Origin of the sequence: Nocardia sp. NPDC058519, from assembly GCF_042719755.1 — a bacterium.
Classification (GTDB): Bacteria; Actinomycetota; Actinomycetes; order Mycobacteriales; family Mycobacteriaceae; genus Nocardia.
Genome location: NZ_JBHXNK010000009.1, coordinates 206,627 through 227,118 on the forward strand (window position 1 = coordinate 206,627; position 20,492 = coordinate 227,118).

Below are 20,492 nucleotides of genomic sequence, written 5' to 3' on the forward strand. Positions count from 1 at the left end.
GTGCAACCCGGTGATGGTCAGTTCGATATGCAGGCACTGCTCGCCCAAGCTCAGCAGATGCAGCAGGCAGTGATGCAGGCGCAGGCCGAGCTCGCCGAGACCGAGGTGTCCGGTCAGGCAGGCGGCGGTCTGGTGCAGGCCACGATCAAGGTCAGCGGCGAGGTGATCGCGCTGACGATCGACCCGAAGGTGGTCGATCCGGACGATGTCGACGGACTGCAGGACCTGGTCATCGGCGCGATCAACGCCGCGATGGCCAATGCGCAGCAGCTCGCGGCCGAGCGCCTCGGCCCGCTGTCGCAGGGCCTCGGCGGCGGTTCGCTGCCCGGTCTGCCCGACTTCTGATGTATGAGGGGCCGGTTCAGGATCTGATCGACGAGCTGGGCAAACTGCCCGGCGTCGGTCCGAAGAGCGCGCAGCGCATCGCTTTTCATCTACTGCAGGTGGAGCCGCCGGATATCGACCGGCTGCAGGCCGCCCTGCAGAAGGTGCGCGACGGCGTTCAGTTCTGTGTCTCGTGCGGCACTGTCGCCGATGGCGAGCTGTGCCGGATCTGTGCCGACCCACGCCGCGACCGCACGATGATCTGTGTGGTCGAGGAACCCAAGGATGTGCAGGCGATCGAGCGCACCCGTGAGTTCCGTGGTCGCTACCACGTGCTCGGAGGTGCGCTCGATCCGCTCAGCGGCGTCGGGCCCGATCAGTTGCGGATCAGGGAGCTGCTCACCCGCATCGGTAATCAGGAAGACGGCATCGATGTGAGCGAGGTGATCATCGCGACCGACCCGAATACCGAGGGCGAGGCGACGGCCACCTATCTCGTGCGGATGCTGCGCGATTTCCCCGGGCTCACCGTCACCCGGTTGGCCTCCGGGCTGCCGATGGGTGGCGACCTGGAATTCGCCGACGAACTGACCCTCGGCCGGGCGCTTTCCGGTCGGCGGACGCTGTAGGACCAGGCGCGACGGCGGTAGGCGTGATTGCCGCCGTCGCGGCCGTACGAGGATCAGAGCTCGACGCGGGTCCAGGTGATGCCGTCGGTGGTGGCGGGCTTGCCGTTGGCCCAGTCCCAGATGATGCCGGCGACCTGCGCCGGGTCATCGAGGGTCGTGCCGAAATGCCGGTCGGGGGCGCCGTCGCGATATTCGAGGGTGTAGGGGCCGCTCGGGTCGCGGTAGGTCTGGATGTAGCGCTGTTCGCCCTCTTCGACGATGAGGTACGGGTTGGGGGCGGCGAGCCCGGCGACCCATTGGTGCGCTAATTCCTCGGTGAGATACGGGAATTCGCCGGCGCCGCCGTGCGTGACGTTGATCGGGATGTGGTCGGCCGGGTCGATGATCCAGGTCAGCTGCGGATCGTAGACGGCGTAGCCGCGCGGGGTGGCGAGGTCGAAGAGCAGGTTGCGGACGAAGCCGATGGCGTCGTACGGCGAGGGGATGTAGAGCGTGTCGCCGCTGGGGCCGCCGACGGATTCGACGCTGAGGAACGAGTCGTCCACCGGCAGTTCGGCGTTGCGCGCGTTCAACTCGGCCGCGATCTCGGCGATCGGTTCGGACTCGGTCAGGCCTTCCTGGGCGGCGAGGTAGGCGTCGATCTCGTCGACAGAGCTGGCGACGCCGGACGGCAGCAGGATGTGGTCGTAGCTCACGGTGCCAGCTTAGCTGCTGGTGCCCTGCGTCTCGGCCCGGTAACCCGCCGGGCTGACACCGGCTATTACCGCGGTGTTTCGAAAGGGGTGCCGGTCGGGAAACTCCGGTTTCGTCGGCCCGCGCGGTGTCGGGGGTTTGTGGTCCACTTGGTGAATGGGCATCAAGGTGTCACTCGAGCACCGCACGGCATACTCCTTCGATCGTCTCGTAGAGGTGCATCCGCATGAAGTGCGGTTGCGCCCCGCGCCGCACTCGCGCACGCCGATCGAGGCGTATTCCCTCGAGGTGTCACCGGCCGAGCACTTCGTCAACTGGCAGCAGGACGCGTTCGGCAATTTCGTTGCGCGCCTGGTGTTTCCGAACCCGACGAAGGAGTTGTCGATCACCGTGGGGTTGATCGCCGACCTCGAGGTGGTCAACCCGTTCGACTTCTTCATCGAGGATTACGCCGAGTTCTTCCCGTTCGAGTACGACACCGCACTCGCCGAGGATCTCGCGCCGTACCTGCGGCGCGTCGACGAGACGGAGCCGGGCAGCGGGCCGGGGGAGTTGCTGCGGGAATGGGCGCGGGCGCACCGGCCGCAGGGCAGGATCCGGGCCATCGACTATCTCGTCGAACTCAACTACGCGCTACGCAATTCGGTCGACTACACCGTGCGCATGGAGGCGGGTGTGCAAACGCCCGATCACACTTTGCGCACCGCGCTCGGATCCTGCCGCGACTCGGCCTGGTTGCTGGTCGGCGTGCTGCGTGAGCTAGGGCTGGCCGCCCGCTTCGTCTCCGGCTACCTGGTCCAGCTCACCTCCGACGTGCCGTCGCTGGACGGTCCGTCGGGCCCGGCCGCCGACTTCACCGACCTGCACGCCTGGACCGAGGTGTATCTGCCCGGTGCGGGCTGGGTCGGCATGGACCCCACCTCCGGCCTGTTCGCGGGTGAAGGCCACATCCCGCTCGCCGCCACCCCGCATCCCGGCGCCGCCGCCCCGATCACCGGGGCCACCGGGATCACCGAGGCCACCCTCGACTTCAGCAATGTGGTTCGCCGTATCCACGAGGATCCGCGAGTCACGCTGCCCTACACCGATTCCCAGTGGGAGCGCATCGTCGCCTCCGGTGCCGCGATCGACGCGCGGATGGCGGCGGCCGATGTCGGCCTCACCATGGGCGGCGAGCCGACCTTCGTCTCCATCGACGACCAGGTCAGCGCCCAGTGGACCACCGACGCCGACGGCAGACACAAACGGGAGCGCGCCGTCGACCTCGCCGACCGCCTCCGCTCGATCTACGCGCCGACCGGCATCGTGCAGTACCGCCAGGGCAAGTGGTATCCCGGAGAACCGTTGCCCCGCTGGGAGATCGCGATCGCCTGGCGGGCCGATGGCGAGCCGATCTGGCGGCGTCAGGACCTGCTCACCGACCCGTGGACGCCGGTGGCGCGGCACACGCCGCAGACGCGGGTCGCCACCGAAACGGCAGGGCCCGCCCACTCGAACGGATACGCGGCTGCCGAGGTCGTGCCCGCTGTTGTCGCACCGAGGGAACCCGGCCCGGTCGACATGGTCGCGGTCTTCGATGCGCGTCGTCGGATCGGTGGTGACGAAGTCGCTGCCGCGGTTATCGCGCTGGGGCTCGCCGATGACGACGATGTGCGGCGCAACGGGGAGTCAGGCGGTGTCGACCTGCTCGACATAATCGACTACGCCGACGCGGGCGAACTCGCGGAAGAGGCAGAGCCTGCGGAGGAGGCGGTGAGTTTCGACGTGGTGGAGTTCGACGACGGACCGCCGCTGATCGAGGAGCCCGTCGAGCTGGTCGCCGCCGAACATCGCCGCGCCGCGGAGAGCCAGCAGGCCTGCGCCGATGCCGGTGGCGATGCCCGCCCGGCGAAGCAGGTCCCGGCGAGGGAGGTCAAGGTCTCGAAGAAGGAAGCGAAGGAGTCGGCCAAGGCGGCCAAGAAGGCTGAGGCCGAGCTGCGAAAAGCAGCGAGGAAGAACAAACTTCGCGGGAAAAGGGACAAGGGAGCTGGGAGCGGTCCGCCGTCGGTCCACCCGCCCATCCAGTTGACCCGCTCGCAGCCGAGCAACTCGGCCGCCGGGGTGATTCCCGACCGGGCGCCCGCGGCCGACATCGGTGCGGCCAAGGCGTTGATCGCCGAGATCGCGGGCACCCTCGGGTTGCCGGAGGTGCAGGTGCGGCCCGCGTTCGAGGATCCGTTGGCCCGGTTGGCCGCGACCGTGAGCGCGCCGTACGGCGATCCGCCGCCCGCGGACATCGACCCGGCCGAGGACTCGCCCGAGGTGCGGCGGGTATTGCTGGAGAGCTTGGAGGAGTCGGTCGATCAGCCCTCGGCCTATGTGCTGCCGATTCATCGGCGGGCCGACGGCGCGGGCTGGGCCAGTGCCGACTGGCAGCTGCGCCGTGGACGCGCCGAGAACAGTCGCGGCCGGATCGTGTTGGCCGATGGTGATTCGCCTGCCGGACTTCGTCTTCCGATCGGATCGGTGTCCTGGCACGCGCCGCCGATCCTGCCCGATAGCGACCCGCTCTACCAGAAACCGCTGAGCGCGGAACGGGTCGAGCCGCCCGCCGCGGTGGAGCCTGCCGATTTCACGCCGACGACCGCGCTGGTCGCCGAGGTCAGGCAGGGGCGGCTGCATGTGTTCCTGCCGCCGGTGACCGAACTCGACGACTTCCTCGATCTGATCGCCAAGGTCGAGGCGGCGGCGGTGGCGATCGGGCAGCCGGTGGTGCTCGAGGGCTACGCCCCGCCGAGTGACGCACGGCTACAGACGTTTTCGGTGACGCCCGACCCGGGTGTGATCGAGGTGAACATCATGCCGACCAGCTCGTTCGCCGAGCAGGCCGAGGTGCTGAACACCCTCTACGAGCAGGCAAGGCTCGCCCGGCTGAGCACCGAATCCTTCGACGTGGACGGCACCCACGGCGGTACCGGCGGCGGCAACCACATCACCCTCGGTGGGGTCACCCCGGCGCGTTCGCCGATGCTGCGCCGCCCCGACCTGCTGGTTTCCATGCTCACCTACTGGCAGCGCCACCCGGCGCTGTCGTACCTGTTCGCGGGCCGTTTCGTCGGCCCGACCTCGCAGGCGCCCCGCGCGGACGAGGGTCGCGAGGGCGCCCTCTACGAACTCGAGATCGCCTTCGCCGAGGTGGCCAGGCTGTCCGCGCAAGCCGCGGGGCCCACGCCCTACGAAATCCAGTCGGCCCCTTGGCATATCGACCGCGCACTGCGGCATCTGCTCACCGATCTCACCGGCAACACCCACCGCGCCGAGTTCTGCATCGACAAGCTCTACAGCCCCGACTCGGCTCGCGGCCGGCTCGGGCTGCTGGAACTGCGCGGCTTCGAGATGCCGCCGCATTTCCAGATGGCGATGGTGCAGTCGTTGCTGGTGCGCGGCCTGGTCTCGATGTTCTGGGACAAGCCGCTGCGCGCGCCGCTGATCCGCCACGGGTCCAACCTGCACGGCCGCTATCTGCTGCCGCACTTCCTGATGAACGACATCGCCGAGGTCGCCGCCGACCTGCGCGCGGCGGGCGTCGACTTCGACACCGCCTGGCTCGACCCCTTCACCGAATTCCGCTTCCCCCGCATCGGCACCGCCATGATCGGTGAGGCGGAGCTGGAACTGCGCGGCGCGATCGAACCGTGGCTCACCCTCGGCGAACAGACCACCGGCCAGGGCACCGCTCGCTATGTCGACTCCTCGGTGGAACGTCTCCAGGTGCGGTTGGTCGGTGCCGATCGCGGCCGATACGTTCTGACCTGCAACGGCATGCCGGTCCCGCTGCTGGCCACCGACAAATCCGACGTACAGGTGGCAGGAGTGCGATACCGCGCCTGGCAGCCGCCGAACTCGCTGCACCCCTCGATCACCGTCGACGCCCCCCTGGTGTTCGACCTGGTAGACGGCGCGACGGGCATCTCCCGCGGTGGCTGCACCTACCACGTCGTGCACCCCGGCGGCCGCGCCTACGACGACGCGCCCGTCAACGCCGTCGCCGCCCAGTCGCGCCGCAATCGCCGATTCGAGGCCGCCGGACATACGGTGAACCCGATGGATCCCGCCGAACTCCGTGCGAAGATCGCGGCACAGTCGACCGATGTCGGCGCACCAGGCATCCTGGACCTACGCCGCGCGCGAACAGTGTGGGGTACCTAGTCGGTCATTTGGCGCCAGCCGCAATCAACACAGGAGGCTCGGTGGCTCAGCGCGATGAAGCGCTCAGGGACGGGAATCGGCAGGGATCGGGCGTACGCGCTCAGGTCGCCGAGCAGTTCGCGCGGTATCGGGCTGACAGCTTGGCGGGTGCGCGCTTCGACGAGTGCGGCAGGCCGACCACGGGCTATTACGACGAGCTGGTCGACGGGCGTGGGCGGGTGCGATCGATGTGGTCGGAGCTGTCGGCCGACTTCATCGATCAGGGGATCGGCGGGATCGATCGGATCGATCACCGGGTGCGCAGGCAGATCGAGGACGACGGTGTCACCTACACCGAGGTCGGTCTCGGCGGCGATGACGACACCGCGATCCCGCAGCCGTGGCGCCTCGACCCGATTCCGCTGCTTGTCTCCGCCGAGGACTGGACCCGCCTGGAAACCGGGCTGGTGCAGCGCTCGCTGGTGCTCGACGAGGTGCTCACCGATGTGTACGGTCCGCGCAGGCTGCTGAGCTCGGGCCTGCTGCCCGCGGAGGTGGTGTTCGGCAATACCGGGTATGTGCGGGCCGCGCACGGCATCACGATCCCCGGCACCCATCAGCTGTTCCTGCACGCCTGCGACATCAGCCGGTGGAGTGACGGGCAGTTCCGGGTGCTCGCCGACTGGGCGCAGGCTCCCTCGGGCGCCGGGTACGCGCTGGCCGACCGTCGTGTGGTGGCCTCGGCGATTCCCGAGGCTTTCGAGCACGCGGGGCCGCGACCACTGAGCCCGTTCGCACGGGCCATGCGGTTGATGCTCGAGGAGGCGGCGCCGGAGCTGGCCGACGGGGAAGAGCCGGTCGTCGTCGTGCTCAGCCCGGGTTCGCATTCCGAAACCGCCTTCGACCAGGCATATCTCGCGCAGATGCTCGGGTTTCCGCTGGTGGAGAGCTCCGATCTGGTGGTGCGCGACGGCGCGCTGTGGATGCGCTCGCTCGGCAGCTTGGAGCGGGTCGACGTGGTGCTGCGACGCGTCGACGCCGAATTCTCCGACCCGCTGGATCTGCGACCCGATTCGCGCCTCGGTGTGGTCGGGCTGGTCGAGGTGCTGCGCCGCGGGGCGGTGACGGTGGTGAACACCCTCGGTAGTGGGCTGCTGGAATCGCCCGCGCTGAGCCCGTTCCTGCCGCGCATCGCGCGCTCGGTCCTCGGCGAGGATCTGCTGCTCGACGCCACCCCCACCTACTGGGGTGGCGACGACACCGAGCGTGCGCACCTGGTGTCGCACGTCGGTGACCTGGTGATCCGCTCCGCCGTCGACGGCTCGACGATCTTCGGGCCGAGCCTGTCGGCGGCCGAACGCGTCGACCTCGCCGCCCGGATCGAGGCCGAACGGTGGAAGTGGGTCGGGCAGGAACCCGCCGAGTTCTCGGTCGCGCCCGCGGTCGACGGTCCGGCGGGCTTGGCACCCGCACCGGTGGGCATGCGGTTGTTCTCGCTGGCCAGGCGGGGCAGCTACACGGCGATGTCAGGCGGACTCGGCCAGCAGCGCATGCGGCTCGAACCGACCCGCAGTGTGATCAAGGTGGCCGCCAAGGACGTGTGGGTCCGCGCGGCCCCGGCCACCGTGCCCGCTGTGAGTTCCGAAGCGCCGCACGAGGAACGGTTGCGCAGGGCGGTTCCGGTCGTCGAGGCGATCAGCTCACCGCGTGTGCTCAACGACCTGTTCTGGATGGGCCGCTACAGCGAACGCGCCGAGTCGGTGGTCCGCCTGCTCGCCGCCACTCACGACGTCTACCAGGACTACCGCTACCGCCCCTGGCTCGACGGCGCCGCAGCCTTGCCGATCCTCATGCGCGCGCTGTCGATCACCACGGGCACCACCGCTCCACAGTCGGTGCTGCCCGACGGAATCGGTCAGCTGGTGGCGGTACGGTCCGACGTGACGCCGTCACCGCGCTCCGTATCCGACGAAGTATCAACGGACGAAACACCTCACGACTCGCCCTCTGATCCGATGGGGTCGGTGGGGCAGAGCCAGTCCGCAGGGCAGGATCCGTCCACAGCGGATGAGGAGGAACTCGACTCCGAGGACGACGAGGCGGAGGCGCCGTGGGAGCGGGCGGGGACCAGTGCGCTGGCTCGCGCGCTGCGCACCACCGGTGTCACGCCCGAGCGTGGGGCGGAGCCGGTGCCCGCGCCTGAGCCGGAGCCGGTTCTCGCGCGGTCGCGGCAGGCGCAGGGCCAGTTCACCCATCGTGCGATGGATTCCAGTGGTCAGGACGGTGTGGCGGCGCGCCGGGCGGTCGCGGGCGCCTCCGCGGAGGGATTCCAGTACCTGGCCTCGTTGACCGGTGACCGCGAGCTGGCCGGATCGTTGTCGTACGCGGTGGACCACTACGGGTCCGCCGCGCGGGCGGTGCGCGATCAGCTCTCCAGCGACACCTGGATGATCATCGGTGCTGTCGATCGCGCGCTGGCCGAATTCCGCAGTGCCAGTACCGAACAGGAGACGGCGCTCTCGGCGGTGCATTCGCTCACGCTGGCGGCGTTGCTGTCGCTGTCGGGGATCGGCGCCGAGTCGCTGGTGCGCGACACCGGCTGGTACGTCATGGATATCGGCAAACGGATCGAGCGTGGACTCGCCGTGACGTCGCTGATCAATGCCGCACTGGGGCGGCGGAGTTCGGCCGAGGTGCAAGGGGTGGTCGCGGAGGCCGTGCTCACCGCGACCGAGTCGGCGGTGAGTTACCGTCGCCGCCATCGTGGTTCGGCGCATGTGGCCGCGCTGGCCGGACTGCTGCTGTTCGATCCGGGCAATCCGCGTTCGCTGGTCTATCAGCTCGACCGCCTCGAGGCCGACTTCCAAGCGCTACCAGGCGGTTCCGGCGCCTCGCGTTCGCAGCGACTGCTCGCCGATGCCCAGCGCATGCTGCGCCGCGTCGACCCGGCCGACCTGGAACACACCGACGACGACGGCGTACGAACCGAGCTGGTGGAACTGCTGGAGGGGGTGCACTTGCGATTGCGCAAGCTGGCCGAATCGTTCGAAGCCACCAAACTCACTGTCCCGCTCGGTATTCAGCCGCTCTGGGGTAATACCAGGATGGTCGGATGACCCGGCGATACATGGTGGTGCACCGCACCACCTACAGCTACTCCGACGAGGTGACCAGCTCCTACGGTCGCGCGTACCTCACCCCGCGCGAATATCCGGGCCAGCGCCTGCTCGAGCACGAGATCTACATCGACCCCGTGCCTTCGGACCGCTCGGTGGGCACCGATGTGTACGGCAACACCACGACGTATTTCCATGTGACCTCCGAGCACCGCAATCTCGAAGTCACCGGCGAGTCCCTGGTCGACGTCGACGGCGAACATCCGGGGCACCTGCCGGGCGTCGACCTGCCATGGGAGTCGGCGCGTCCGAGCACCGCCACCGGCCCACTCGCCGTCGAGTTCACCCTCGATCTGCTCCCGCCCGAGATCACGCCCGACGTGATCGACTACGCCGCGCGGAGTTTCCCGCCGGGACGGCCGCTGCTCGAAGCGGTGACCGAGCTGAACACCCGCATCCACGACGACTTCGAGTATCGGTCCGGCTCCACCACGGTGAGCACCAGCGTGGCCGACGTCTTCGCCGCCCGCGAAGGTGTCTGCCAGGACTTCGCCCGGATCGGCGCGGCCTGCCTGCGCTCGCAGGGTCTGGCCGCCCGCTACGTCTCCGGCTATCTCGCCACCGATCCGCCCCCTGGCAAGGAACGCATGGTCGGCGTCGACGCCACCCACGCCTGGGCGGCGGTGTGGCTGCCCGGCACCGACGACACCGATCGCACCGGCCGCTGGATCGCCTTCGACCCCACCAACGACCAGTTCGCCGACGAGCGGTACGTGACGGTGGCGTGGGGCCGCGATTACCAGGACGTTCCGCCGCTGCGTGGCATCATCTACACCGATGCGAAGCAGTCCACAATCAAGGTCTCGGTCGATGTAGCTCCGGTGGAGGTGTAGTCCGTGCGTGATTTCGTCTGTCCGAATTGCGGTCAGCAGCTGGCTTTCGAGAACTCGGTCTGCCTGTCCTGCCGCAGCGCACTGGGTTTCAGCCTGACCGACCGCACGCTGGTGGTGATCGGTGACCCGCCGGGTGACGCCGCGGTCGATCACGCGGCAGGCGTCGTCGACAGTGATCGCTTCCGCCTGTGCGACAACCTGCATGTGGCGCAATGCAATTGGCTCGTCGACCGGGATGGGGCGGGTCCGGCGCTGTGCCTGTCGTGCCGGCTGACCAGGACCAGGCCCAACGATTCCGATACCAGCGGTCTCGCCGCGTTCGCCGAGGCCGAGGCGGCGAAACGCCGGTTGATCTTCGAACTGGTCGAACTGGGCCTGCCAATCGTCGGCCGTGACGAGGACCCCGAGCACGGGCTGGCCTTCGATCTGCTGTCCAGCCGCACCAAGGGCGTGCTCACGGGCCATATCGACGGAGTGGTCACCCTGGACCTCGCCGAGGCGAACGACCCGCATCGCGAGCAGTTGCGGATCGAGATGGCCGAGCCGTATCGCACCTTGCTCGGCCACTTCCGGCACGAGATCGGGCACTATTTCTTCCCCGTTCTGGTTGCTGATGACGCGGCGCTGCGACGCTTCCGGGATCTGTTCGGCGATCCGTTCGCCGACTACCAGGCGGCGCTGGATCGCCACTATTCCCAGGGTGCGCCCCCCGGCTGGAAGCGCGACTACGTCTCCTCCTACGCCACCATGCACGCCGCCGAGGACTGGGCCGAGACCTTCGCCCACTACCTGCACATCCGCGACACCCTCGATACCGCGGCGGCGTTCGGCCTCGCCCCCGCGGGCGCGACCCTCGACCGCCCGCAGATCGGCCGCGCCGGGTTCGACAAGATCATCGAGCTCTGGCTGCCGCTGACCTGGTCGCTGAACATGGTCAACCGCTCGATGGGCCGCGACGACCTGTATCCCTTCGTGCTGCCCGATCGGGTGCTGGAGAAGATGCGCTTCGTCCACGACCTGTGCGCCGGTAGTCATGCCGCCGTCCCGGAGATCATCGCCTCTACCGGATAACGCATTGTCGATTTCGCTGCGACGAGCGTCACAGATAGCTACTCTTCGAGATTGAGACCGGAGCGTCTCAATCCGGTCGGTACCTCGACACGGACTGCTCGATGAGAAGTGTGTGGCTATGAACTCTCCACTGGTATCAGTCGGTCTGCCGTTGGCGCTGGCGGTGATCATGTTCGGTCTCGGGCTCTCGCTCACCGGCGCCGACTTCGCCCGCATCGCGAAGACACCGCGCATCGTCGCCATCGCGCTGGCCTGCCAATTGCTGGTGCTACCCGTGGTCGCGTTCGGCCTGGTGCTGCTGTTCGATCTGTCGCCGATTCTGGCGGTCGGCATGATGCTGCTGGCCGCCTCGCCCGGCGGGACCACGGCGAACCTGTTCAGCCACCTGTTCCGTGGTGACGTGGCGCTGAATGTGTCGCTGACCGCGGTCAACTCGATCATCGCGGTTGTCACCGTGCCGCTGGTGACCAACTTCGCCATCGGCTACTTCGAGCCGGCGGGCGAGGACGGTTCCGTCGGTTTGCAGCTGAGCAAGGTGGTGCAGGTCTTCGCCATCGTGCTGGTTCCGGTCGGCCTCGGCATGCTGGTGCGCCGCTGGTCGGCGGAGTTCGCGAACCGGATGGACAAGCCGGTGCGCATCGGGTCGGCGATCACGCTGCTGCTGGTGATCGTCGGCACCATCGTCAGCGAGCGCGACACACTCACCGACTCGCTCGCCGATGTCGGCGCCATCACCGTCGTGTTCTGCCTGATCAGCCTGACGGCCGGCTACTACCTGCCGCGCCTGCTCGGCGTCGCCGACCGCCAGGCCATCGCCTGCTCGTTCGAGGTCGGCATCCACAACAGCACCATCGCCATCACCATCGCGATCAGCGTCCTCGACAGCACCGAAATGGCCATTCCCGCAGCGGTCTACGGCGTACTGATGTTCCCCCTCGCCGCGCTCGTCGGCTGGCTCATCACCCGTCGGCAGGTGCGAACCGAGGTCGCCGCCGAGTGAGCCAGACAGTGGACACTTTCCTACTAGCGGACTAACCTCTTAGCTAAGGAGGCGTTATGGCAGGGAACGCGGCGGAACAGTTCAATATTCACGACGCGAAGACGAACCTGTCGCGCATCATCGAGCGGGTGGAGCAGGGGGAAGAAATCGTGATCAGTCGTGCCGGCACTCCGGTCGCCAAGGTGGTTGCGCTGAGCCGTCGGGTCAATCGCACCGGTCGTGGTTCGCTGCGTGGCCGCGTGGAGTTGTCGTCTGATTGGGATTCGCCGGAGACCAATGCCGATCTCGCGCGCGACTTCGACGCATGAGCGTGCTGCTGGATACCCATGTGATCCTGTGGTGGCTCACCGACGACCCCACGCTTGATGCCGGGCTACGGGAGCGGCTCGACCACGATCCCGACGTGTACGTCAGCGCGGCATCGGTGTGGGAGATCGCGATGAAGCAGGCATCGGGAAAGCTGGCTGGTCCCGCCGACCTACCCGAGCGGGTCGTCGGCAGTGGCTTTCTGCCGCTGGCCATCGATGCGCGGCATGCGATCGAGGCCGCACGTCTGCCATTGATCCATCGCGACCCTTTCGACCGGATATTGGTCGCTCAGGCTCGTTGTGAGGAGCTGACGCTCATCACCCGAGATCCGTATTGCCTCCAGTACGAAGTTGATTCGCTGCGCTGCTGAATCAGGCGCGTAGGCGTTCTTTGCGGAGCTGGTCGACCTCGGGGAGGTCGAGGGGGGCCAGGTCGGTGGCGGGGATGCCGAGGGCCTTGGCGATGAGGAGGTCGGCGAGTTCGGGGTTGCGGGCCAGGGCCGGGCCGTGCAGGTAGGTGCCGAAGACCGAGCCCTGGACGACGCCCTCGGTGCCGTCGCCCACGCCGTTGCCGACACCGCGGGTGACGCGGGCCAGCGGGGTGGCGTCGGGGCCAAGAGTCGTTCCGCCCCGGTGGTTTTCGAAACCGGTGAGGGATGCTTTGAGTCCGGGGACCAGGGGTGTGGTGGTTACCTCACCGATGGCACGGATTTTTTGGGGAGAGGTGGTGACATCGAAAAGGCTTACGCCGTCGACCTTTTCGCCCGCCGAGGTTTCGTACCAGTTGCCGAGCACCTGGATGGCGGCGCAGATGGCGAGGACGGGGGCGCCCTTGGCGGCAGCCTGCTGGAGGCCGGGGTATTTCTGGAGATGGCGGGTGGCCAGGCGCTGCGCCGAGTCCTCGGCACCGCCGAGGGTGTAGATGTCGAAGGAGTCGGGGACGGGATCGGCGAGGGTGATGTCGATGATCTCGGCGTCGTAGCCGCGCATGCGCAGGCGTTGCCGCAGGACCAGCGCGTTGCCGCCGTCGCCGTAGGTGCCCATCACGTCGGGCAGGACGAGGCCGATACGAATGGTTGACTCGCTCACTTGCGGGCCTCCAGGTCACGGTTGAGATCGCGGAACGCGGTGTAGTTGGCCAGCACCTCGACGTGTCCGGCGGGGCAGGACGCGATGGCGCGCAGAGGATCCGGGACGAGCGTGTGTTCGACGCCCGCGTAGGTGAGGCGCACGGCGAGGTCGGTGGCGCGCTCGCCGGCGGCGACCACCTGCACGCCTTCGAAGTGCTCGAACCGCACATCCCACAGCCAGGACAGATCCTCGCCGTCGGGCACCTGACCGTTCACCGCGATCACCAGACCGGCCGAGGACGGCTCGATCATCGACAGCGCTTCCTGCCAGCCCGCGGGATTCTTGGCCAGCAGCAGCCGGGCATCGTGATCACCGACGGTGACGGTGCGGTAGCGGCCCGCGATCTCGCGCACGGTGCCGGTGGCATCGGTCGCCTTCGCGGGCTCGGCGCCCATCGCGACCGCGGCGGCCACAGCCTGCGCGGCATTGCCGCGGTTCGCGCGACCCGGCAGCGCCAGGTGCAGCGGAGCGCGGAAACCGTCAGGGCCGCACAGGTCTTCGCCTTCGAGCCACCAGACCGGTTGTGGGCGATGGAAATCCGCACCGGTCGAGCGCCAGTTCTCGCCTTCCCAGACGATCGGCTCACCGCTGCGCGGACAACTCGTCGCGTCGACGGCCCAGCCGCTGCCCGCCGACACCCACACCACATTCGGATGGTCGTAGGCGATGGAGGCCACCAGCACGTCATCGCAGTTGGCGATCACGACCGCGTCGGGATGACGCAACAGCCCGGCGCGCAGCTTGCGTTCGATCATGTTGATCTCGCCGACCCGGTCGAGCTGGTCGCGGCTGAGATTGAGCAGGACGACGGCGGCGGGGTCGAGCGCGTCGCTCACGTGCGGCAGGTGCAGCTCGTCGACCTCGATCGCGGCCAGCGCCACCCCCTGGTGCAGGCTGAGCGCGGCCACGATGCCCGCGTCCATATTGGCGCCGTCGGCCTGGGTCGCGACATCGCCGAGCGTGCCGAGCGCGGCGGTCGTCATCCTGGTGGTCGTCGATTTGCCGTTCGTGCCGGTGATCAGCACTGTTCGCCGACCTCGCCCGAGCTGCGTCATGATCGACGGATCGATCTTCAACGCGATCAGGCCGCCGATCATCGAACCCTTGCCGCGACCCGCCTTCTGCGAAGCCCACGACGCTGCCGCCGCTGCTCGCAAGGCCAAGCGCCCACGCACCGAGATGTCTGCCACGCCGCGAGTCTATGTGCGCGGTGTCCGGGCGCGCGTGCGGGAGCGGTGTGAGCTGCGTCCGCGTCAGGCCGGGACGTCGAAAAGGTTGGGTAGACCCTTGGCGTAGCGGTCGACGTCGATGATCCGCAGCGGCTCGAGTTCGGGGGTGCGGCGCAGGCGGAAACCACGGCAGCGCGGCGCCGACGAGCCCGCCACGTCGAGCAGCGCGTTCACGGCGGCGCGGGCCGACTCGTTGGCGCCCTCCATGGTGGCCAGGTCGACATCGGTGCGCACATAATCACCGGCGAGGAACAGGTTCTCGATCGAGCCGTGCGGCTCGGGGCGGGCGTCCCACGAACCCGCGGTATTGATGAGCAACGGGTCGGCATTCGCGTTGCGGCTGCCCTGCCAGGTGATTCCCGGATCGAGAAACCAGGAATGCACGTCGGCGGGCCTGAGTAGTTGTTCGCGATCGTTGAGATGGCTGCTCAACTGCTCCCAGACTTCGCGGAAGATCTCCTCGTGGGTGCATTCGGTGGCGGGTTTGCCGTAGAGCATTCCGGGCGAATTCCAGTCGGAGATATCCACCGAAAGGCAATCGGCCACCGACCCGTCGCCGAAAGACGGCAGTTTGTCGGTCCACAACTGATTCTGGCTGATCGAGGTGAGCGACCACGGCGAATCGACATAGGCCGTGTGTCCGCGTGAAATACGCAGTGGCGCACGGAAATAGATCTGAATTCCGTTCATCCAATCGACGAAGAGCCGATCCGTCGCGGCGAGTTCCGGTGCCACGGCCAGCACTTGCGACGACCACAGTTTTCTGGCCTGTTCCACCGGCAGTGCCACCACGAAATAGTCGGCGTCGATCGTGCGTGGCCCGGTGGAATCGGTGATTCGAGCAGCTCGGATCCGTCGGTCGCGCACCTCGAGTTCGCTGACCCGTGCGCCGAGTTCGAACCGAACGCCCAGGCCACGCAGGTGGCGCACCCAGGGATCGATCCAGGCGGTATTGGTCGTGTTGTTGAGCACCCGGTCCAGGCCGCCGTCGTTGCCGATGCCGAGCGGGTTGCCGAGGAACTGTTCGCCCATGCTGCCGATGGTGCGGGTACTGGCCAGGTTCTCCTTGGCGGCGACCATGATCGAGGTCAGCGACCTGGACACGATCGCGCGGAACTCGTGCGAACGCTCGTGTCCGTGCACGAAGTCGTACCAGGAGGTGTGTTCCCACTGGCCGAATCGGCGGGCATCGCAGCTGGTGTTGAACACCATCAGCCGGTTGGCGAAGTACATGCCTTCCGTGGGCGACATCCTGGAGATCGTGGTGATCGTGGCGGCCAGGGTTTCCCGGATCGAATCCGGGGTCACCTGGGCGGCGGTGATGCTGTCGGGCAGGGCGAGCAGGATGTCGTCGCCGTCGCGGCGCGAGAACCTGGCCTCCGGCACCGCGATGAGGTTGTTCCACACGCCGTCGGCATTGCCTGCGAACGGAATTCGGCGCATCGTGTCGGGCAGGTTCTGATAGAAGCCGGGGAAGAAGCGGAATCCGTGCTCGCCGGGCAGATCGGGCCTGCCGTCGCGGCCGGTGCCCGGCACGCCCACGCTGCGCGCTTTGCCGCCGAGCGCCCGCGCCTCGTACACGGTGACCTCGAACCCGCGTTCGGCCAATTCGTGGGCGGCGGTCAGTCCGGCGACACCGCCGCCGAGTACCGCGACCCGTCGGCCGGGTGGCGCGGCGAATCCAGGCGCTCCCGCTACGGCCCCCGCCGATATCACCCCCGCTGCGACCGTGCCGCGAAGAAGGTTCCTTCGCGAAACGGGCCACCGCTGTTCCGCCATACGCTGTTCAGCTGCCTTGCTCGAGTTTTGCCTGGGATTTGCTACCACTCTAGAGCGCGGCGAAGACCAAGCTTTATCGACCTGTACGTCGTTCGCGAGCTCGAAACCGACCGGTCGCGCGGAAACGCATCGGGCGACCGATCACATGCTAGCCAGAGCTCGAGCGATCGTGGGTTGAATTCGGGTTCAGGCTCGGGCCAATTCGGGGATGGGGGCGGGCGCTGGTGTTTTCCCGATGCCGCGGCCGGTGGTCGCCGCGAAGGCGCCCGCGATCACGACCGCCCCGCCGATCAGCGCGGCCACCGACGGCTCCTCGTCGAGGACCGTCCAGGCCGCGGCGATGCCGACGACCGGCACGAGCAGCGACAACGGCGCCACCGTCCCCGCGGGGTAGCGGCTCATCAGGTAGGTCCACAGGCTGGATCCGCAGACGGTCGAGAGGACGGCGATGTAGGCGAGCGCGGCCAGTGCGGGCAGGCCGTCGGCGGTGAACGCGGTGCCGACCGCGCGGAAGCCTGTTCCAGGCCCCTCGACAGCCATCGACAGCGCCAGCATCGGCACCACGGGCACCACCGACATCCACAGGGTCAGGTGCAGTGGGTTGTAGCCGGGGGAGTCGGCACCGGCCTGGCGGGCGCCGATATTGCCGAACGCCCAGCCGAGGCCGCCTGCCAGCGTCAGCAGAACCGGGAGCAGGGTGGCGGTGACCATGCGGTCGGCGCCGATGACGACCATGCCGAGCACGGCGACCACGAGACCGGCCACCTGCACGGGCCGCAATCGCTCGCGCAGCAGGACCGCGCCGAGCACCACGGTGAACGGTGCCGACGACTGGAGCACCAGTGAGGCGAGACCGGTCGGCATGCCGGTGCGCATCGCCGTGAACAGGAACGCGAACTGCAGGGTGCCGAAGCCGGTGCCGTAGAGCAGCAGCCAGCGGGTACGCACCGCCGGGCGCGGGATGAAGATCAGCACGGGGATCGCGATGACGGCGAAGCGCAGTGCGACGAAGAAGAAGGGCGGGAAGTGGTCGAGGCCGATGCGGATGGCCAGGAAGTTCAGGCCCCAGAGCACAACGACGGTCAGTCCGAGCAGGCGGTCACGGGAGGTCACGCCCTTATCGTGCGGGCCGCTAAAGATCAGCACAATCGAATAAATATGGATGGATAACGTAGTTTTACTTCATGTTCTCGATCGATCGATTGCGGATTCTGCGCGAGCTGGCCGACCGTGGCACGGTCGCCGCCGTCGCCGAGGTGCTGTCGATGACGCCGTCGGCGATCTCGCAGCAGCTGAAGGTGCTGGCCAGGGAGGCCGGGGTCGCTTTGCTCGAACCGGACGGGCGACGGGTGCGGCTCACCGATGCGGGGCAGGCGCTGGTGTTGCGGGCCGACGACGTGCTCGCCGCGATGGAGCGGGCCACCGCGGAGATGGCCCACTATCGGGGCTCGCCGCGCGGACAGGTGCGCGTGGCGTCGTTCCCGTCCGGAGCCGCGCTGCTGCTGCCGCCGGTGCTGGCCACGTTGGCCACCAGCGGGGTCGAGCTGGTCGCGGGTGACGAGGACCTGCCGCCGAGCGAGGCATCGAAATTGCTGGCCGACTACGACATCGTGCTCACTCATCGCGACGAACGCGCGCGGTCGCTGTCCGGGCCGCGGCTGTCGGCGCGGGTGCTGATGCGTGAACCGATCGATGTCGTTGTCGCGCCGGATCATCCGCTGGCCGGGCGTTCGTCGGTGCGTCCGGAAGAACTCGCCGAAGAGACCTGGGTGAGCGTGCGCGGTGGGTTCCCGATCGACGATGTGCTCGAGTCCATCGCCACCGTCACCGGGGTGCGACCGCGGATCGCGCAGCGGCTCAACGAGTTCCGGGTGATCGAAACGCTCGTCGCGTCCGGCTACGGTGTCGCGCTGATGCCTCGCTATGCCGTCGCCCACCCCGACGTGTCGGTGCTACCGCTGGCCGGGGTTCGTGCGGCGAGGGTCTACGAGGTCATCACCCGCCCGCAGGCATACCGCAGCCCAGCCATCGCCACGGTGCTCGACGCGTTCGAGGCCGCGGCGCGCGAAGTCATCGCGCGGTGACCGAACCCATGCCGTCGCCGCCGGTCGGATAGGCCGCGATAAGCCACCTACCCGCCGGCGATCTTCGGCGACAACGGAATTCGGTGTTACGTCAGAACTGGCCGGGCTGGTACTGCTGACCCGGGTAGGGCTGGCCCGGCTGATACGGCTGCTGCTGGTTCTGGTGCTGACCGTGGTAGCTGAAGTCGTCGGCGACCATCGCGGCCAGTTCGAGCAGGGCCCGCCTGGTCGGCTTGCTGACCAGTTCGAGGTCGATCTCGGCGCCCTCGGCCAGGTGATCGTCGAACGGGACGATCTGCACGGCGCGGGTGCGGTCGAGGAACAGCTTGCGCAGCTGGTCCAGGTCCACCGTTGACGCGCCACGCCGCGAGGCGTTCACGACGACGACGGTGCGTTCGACCAGCTTGGAGTAGCCGTGGTGGTCGAGCCAGTCCAGCGTCGCCGAGGCGCTGCGCGCACCGTCGATGGCGGGGGAGGTGACCAGCACCAGCGAGCTCGCCATATCCAGCACGCCCGACATCGCCGAGTGCATCAGACCGGTGCCGCAGTCGGTGAGGATGATGTTGTAGAACGACTGCAGGATGCCGATGGCCTTGCGGTAATCGGCCTCGCTGAAGGCCTCCGACACGGCCGGATCCTGTTCGGAGGCAAGCACTTCCAGTCGGCTCGGGGCCTGCGAGGTGTGTGCGCGCACATCCGAGTAGCGGGTGATCTGCTGGTCTTCGAGCAGGTTGCGCACCGTCGAGCGGGTCTGGCGCGGCACCCGGTGGGCGAGCGTGCCCAGGTCGGGGTTGGCGTCGATGGCGATGACACGGTCACCGCGCTGTGAGGCGAAGGTCGAGCCGAGACCGACCGTGGTGGTGGTCTTGCCGACACCGCCCTTGAGCGAGAGGATCGCGATCCGGTAATCGCCGCGCACGGGCTGGTTGACCCGCTCGCCGAGATCGCGGTAGACGACATCGGCCGCCGACTCACCGGGGTTGATCGCACCGCCGGACACCTTGTGCACGGCCTTGCGCCACCCGCTGCGCGGCGACTTACGCGCGCGCTTGAGCAGGTTCAGATCGTTGACCGAATGGCCGGGCTGGCCGGGCTGCTGCATGTGCTGCGGCTGGAACGGCTGCTGCTGCGGGGGCGGACCGCCTTGCCACTGCTGGCCGGGCGGCGGACCAGGCTGGCCGAGCTGACCTGGGAACTGTCCCGGTTGCGCAGGGAACTGTCCCGGCTGCTCAGGGAACTGTCCCGGCTGCCCGGGAAACTGTCCCGGCTGCTCAGGCTGCTGACCCGGGGACATCCCGCCCTGCATCGGCGGCTGGTACATCGGCGGCGGCGGAGGCGCCCAGCTGTAGATGGGCTCGGACTGCGGTCCCTGCTCCTGGGGCGGGAACTGTTGCTGCTGTTCAGGACCGGGGTAGGGCTGACCGTCGGCACCCGGATACTGCGGCGGCATGCCAGGTTGCGGCTGCTCGCCGGTCGCGTGCGGGCCGGGGTAGGGCTGTTGCTCGCCCGGCTGACCCGGCAGCCACGGCTGCTCGCCCGGCTGACCCGGCCAAGGCTGCTGCTCGGGGCCGTTCATCGGCGGCGCGCCATTGTGCTGATACGGATCGGGCACCGAGTACGGAGCGCCCTGCGCGAACTGACCCGGCGGCGCGAAACCGGCGGGCTGGTACACGGTCTGGTCGGCGAGTCCGGCATGGCCGGGCTCGGCGACGGGTTGCTCGCCGGTCGACGGATCGCCGAGTTCGCCGGTCGGTTCGGCGGCGGTGTCGGCGGGCTCGATGTCGTCCTCGGTCGCGGTCTGCACACCGGAGGGACCGGACGCAGCTTCGGACACGTCAGCCGACGGACTCTGCAGCCACGGCGGAGAGGTCGGATTATGGTCGTTGTTGGTCACAGTTCCCCCACTTGCTCGCTGAACGAGCAGGAAAGCTCGGCGCTGAATATGCCCTAAAACGCTAACACGGTGTTTATTGGTGCGCTGGCGCGCACGTGTCCGCGGCCCCGAGGGGCCGCCGGGTTGGCGCCGATGGGTTCGCCGTGCGGGCGGACGCCACCGCCGGAAAACCGC

The 20,492-nt window shown here is 68.2% G+C and carries 16 protein-coding genes; 10 read left to right on the forward strand and 6 right to left on the reverse strand.

Going from position 1 to position 20,492, the window contains the following annotated elements; translation table 11 throughout:
- The gene (locus ACFWPK_RS13740; protein ID WP_378915243.1) at positions 1-345 is read left to right on the forward strand and encodes a YbaB/EbfC family nucleoid-associated protein; all 345 of its coding nucleotides are present in this window, start codon (positions 1-3) and stop codon (positions 343-345) included.
- On the forward strand, positions 345-953 hold the full coding sequence (gene recR, locus ACFWPK_RS13745; protein WP_056822003.1) for a recombination mediator RecR: 609 nt from the start codon (positions 345-347) through the stop codon (positions 951-953). The genes ACFWPK_RS13740 and recR overlap by 1 nt, the downstream gene beginning before the upstream one ends.
- A 53-nt stretch (positions 954-1,006) precedes the next feature.
- On the opposite strand, the gene ACFWPK_RS13750 is transcribed toward recR, so the two are convergent.
- Positions 1,007-1,648, reverse strand: a complete 642-nt coding sequence (locus ACFWPK_RS13750; protein WP_378915246.1) for a hypothetical protein — start codon at positions 1,646-1,648, stop codon at positions 1,007-1,009.
- A 154-nt stretch (positions 1,649-1,802) separates the two neighbouring features.
- On the opposite strand from ACFWPK_RS13750, the gene ACFWPK_RS13755 reads away from it, so the two are divergent.
- The 7 genes from ACFWPK_RS13755 to ACFWPK_RS13785 all read left to right on the forward strand — a co-directional run bounded on the left by ACFWPK_RS13755 (position 1,803) and on the right by ACFWPK_RS13785 (position 12,572).
- Positions 1,803-5,834 (forward strand): transglutaminase family protein, encoded by a 4,032-nt coding sequence (locus ACFWPK_RS13755; protein WP_378915247.1) that lies wholly within the window; start codon positions 1,803-1,805, stop codon positions 5,832-5,834.
- A gap of 41 nt (positions 5,835-5,875) precedes the next feature.
- Positions 5,876-8,929, forward strand: a complete 3,054-nt coding sequence (locus tag ACFWPK_RS13760) for a circularly permuted type 2 ATP-grasp protein (RefSeq protein ID WP_378915249.1) — start codon at positions 5,876-5,878, stop codon at positions 8,927-8,929.
- The gene (locus ACFWPK_RS13765; RefSeq protein ID WP_378915251.1) at positions 8,926-9,822 is read left to right on the forward strand and encodes a transglutaminase N-terminal domain-containing protein; all 897 of its coding nucleotides are present in this window, start codon (positions 8,926-8,928) and stop codon (positions 9,820-9,822) included. The genes ACFWPK_RS13760 and ACFWPK_RS13765 overlap by 4 nt, the downstream gene beginning before the upstream one ends.
- Positions 9,823-9,825: 3 nt before the next feature.
- On the forward strand, positions 9,826-10,893 hold the full coding sequence (locus ACFWPK_RS13770) for a putative zinc-binding metallopeptidase (RefSeq protein WP_378915253.1): 1,068 nt from the start codon (positions 9,826-9,828) through the stop codon (positions 10,891-10,893).
- Positions 10,894-11,011: 118 nt separating this feature from the next.
- Entirely contained in the window at positions 11,012-11,893 is an 882-nt protein-coding gene (locus tag ACFWPK_RS13775) for a bile acid:sodium symporter family protein (protein ID WP_378915255.1), read from the forward strand.
- A 56-nt stretch (positions 11,894-11,949) separates the two neighbouring features.
- Entirely contained in the window at positions 11,950-12,201 is a 252-nt protein-coding gene (locus ACFWPK_RS13780) for a type II toxin-antitoxin system Phd/YefM family antitoxin (RefSeq protein ID WP_378915257.1), read from the forward strand.
- Positions 12,198-12,572 carry a type II toxin-antitoxin system VapC family toxin gene (locus ACFWPK_RS13785; RefSeq protein ID WP_378915259.1) on the forward strand — a complete coding sequence of 125 codons (375 nt, stop codon included), beginning with the start codon at positions 12,198-12,200 and terminating at the stop codon, positions 12,570-12,572. The genes ACFWPK_RS13780 and ACFWPK_RS13785 overlap by 4 nt, the downstream gene beginning before the upstream one ends.
- Position 12,573: 1 nt before the next feature.
- On the opposite strand, the gene ACFWPK_RS13790 is transcribed toward ACFWPK_RS13785, so the two are convergent.
- The 4 genes from ACFWPK_RS13790 to ACFWPK_RS13805 form a co-directional block, all read right to left on the reverse strand.
- A complete protein-coding gene (locus ACFWPK_RS13790; RefSeq protein ID WP_378915261.1) occupies positions 12,574-13,290 on the reverse strand; it encodes a type 1 glutamine amidotransferase in 717 nt (238 codons plus the stop codon).
- Entirely contained in the window at positions 13,287-14,522 is a 1,236-nt protein-coding gene (locus ACFWPK_RS13795) for a MurT ligase domain-containing protein (RefSeq protein ID WP_378915263.1), read from the reverse strand. Before ACFWPK_RS13795 ends, ACFWPK_RS13790 begins: the two co-directional genes overlap by 4 nt.
- Before the next feature lie 63 nt (positions 14,523-14,585).
- Complete coding sequence (locus tag ACFWPK_RS13800) at positions 14,586-16,340, reverse strand: FAD-dependent oxidoreductase (protein WP_378915265.1); 1,755 nt, start codon at positions 16,338-16,340, stop codon at positions 14,586-14,588.
- A gap of 186 nt (positions 16,341-16,526) precedes the next feature.
- Positions 16,527-17,453, reverse strand: a complete 927-nt coding sequence (locus ACFWPK_RS13805; protein WP_378915267.1) for an EamA family transporter — start codon at positions 17,451-17,453, stop codon at positions 16,527-16,529.
- A 71-nt stretch (positions 17,454-17,524) separates the two neighbouring features.
- On the opposite strand from ACFWPK_RS13805, the gene ACFWPK_RS13810 reads away from it, so the two are divergent.
- Positions 17,525-18,424: a LysR family transcriptional regulator gene (locus ACFWPK_RS13810; protein ID WP_378915269.1), complete on the forward strand. Its 900-nt coding sequence runs from the start codon at positions 17,525-17,527 to the stop codon at positions 18,422-18,424.
- Positions 18,425-18,515: 91 nt separating this feature from the next.
- Here the strand turns inward: ACFWPK_RS13810 and ACFWPK_RS13815 are convergent, their stop codons facing one another.
- Entirely contained in the window at positions 18,516-20,000 is a 1,485-nt protein-coding gene (locus tag ACFWPK_RS13815; protein WP_378915291.1) for an AAA family ATPase, read from the reverse strand.
- Between the last annotated feature and the right edge of the window lie 492 nt (positions 20,001-20,492).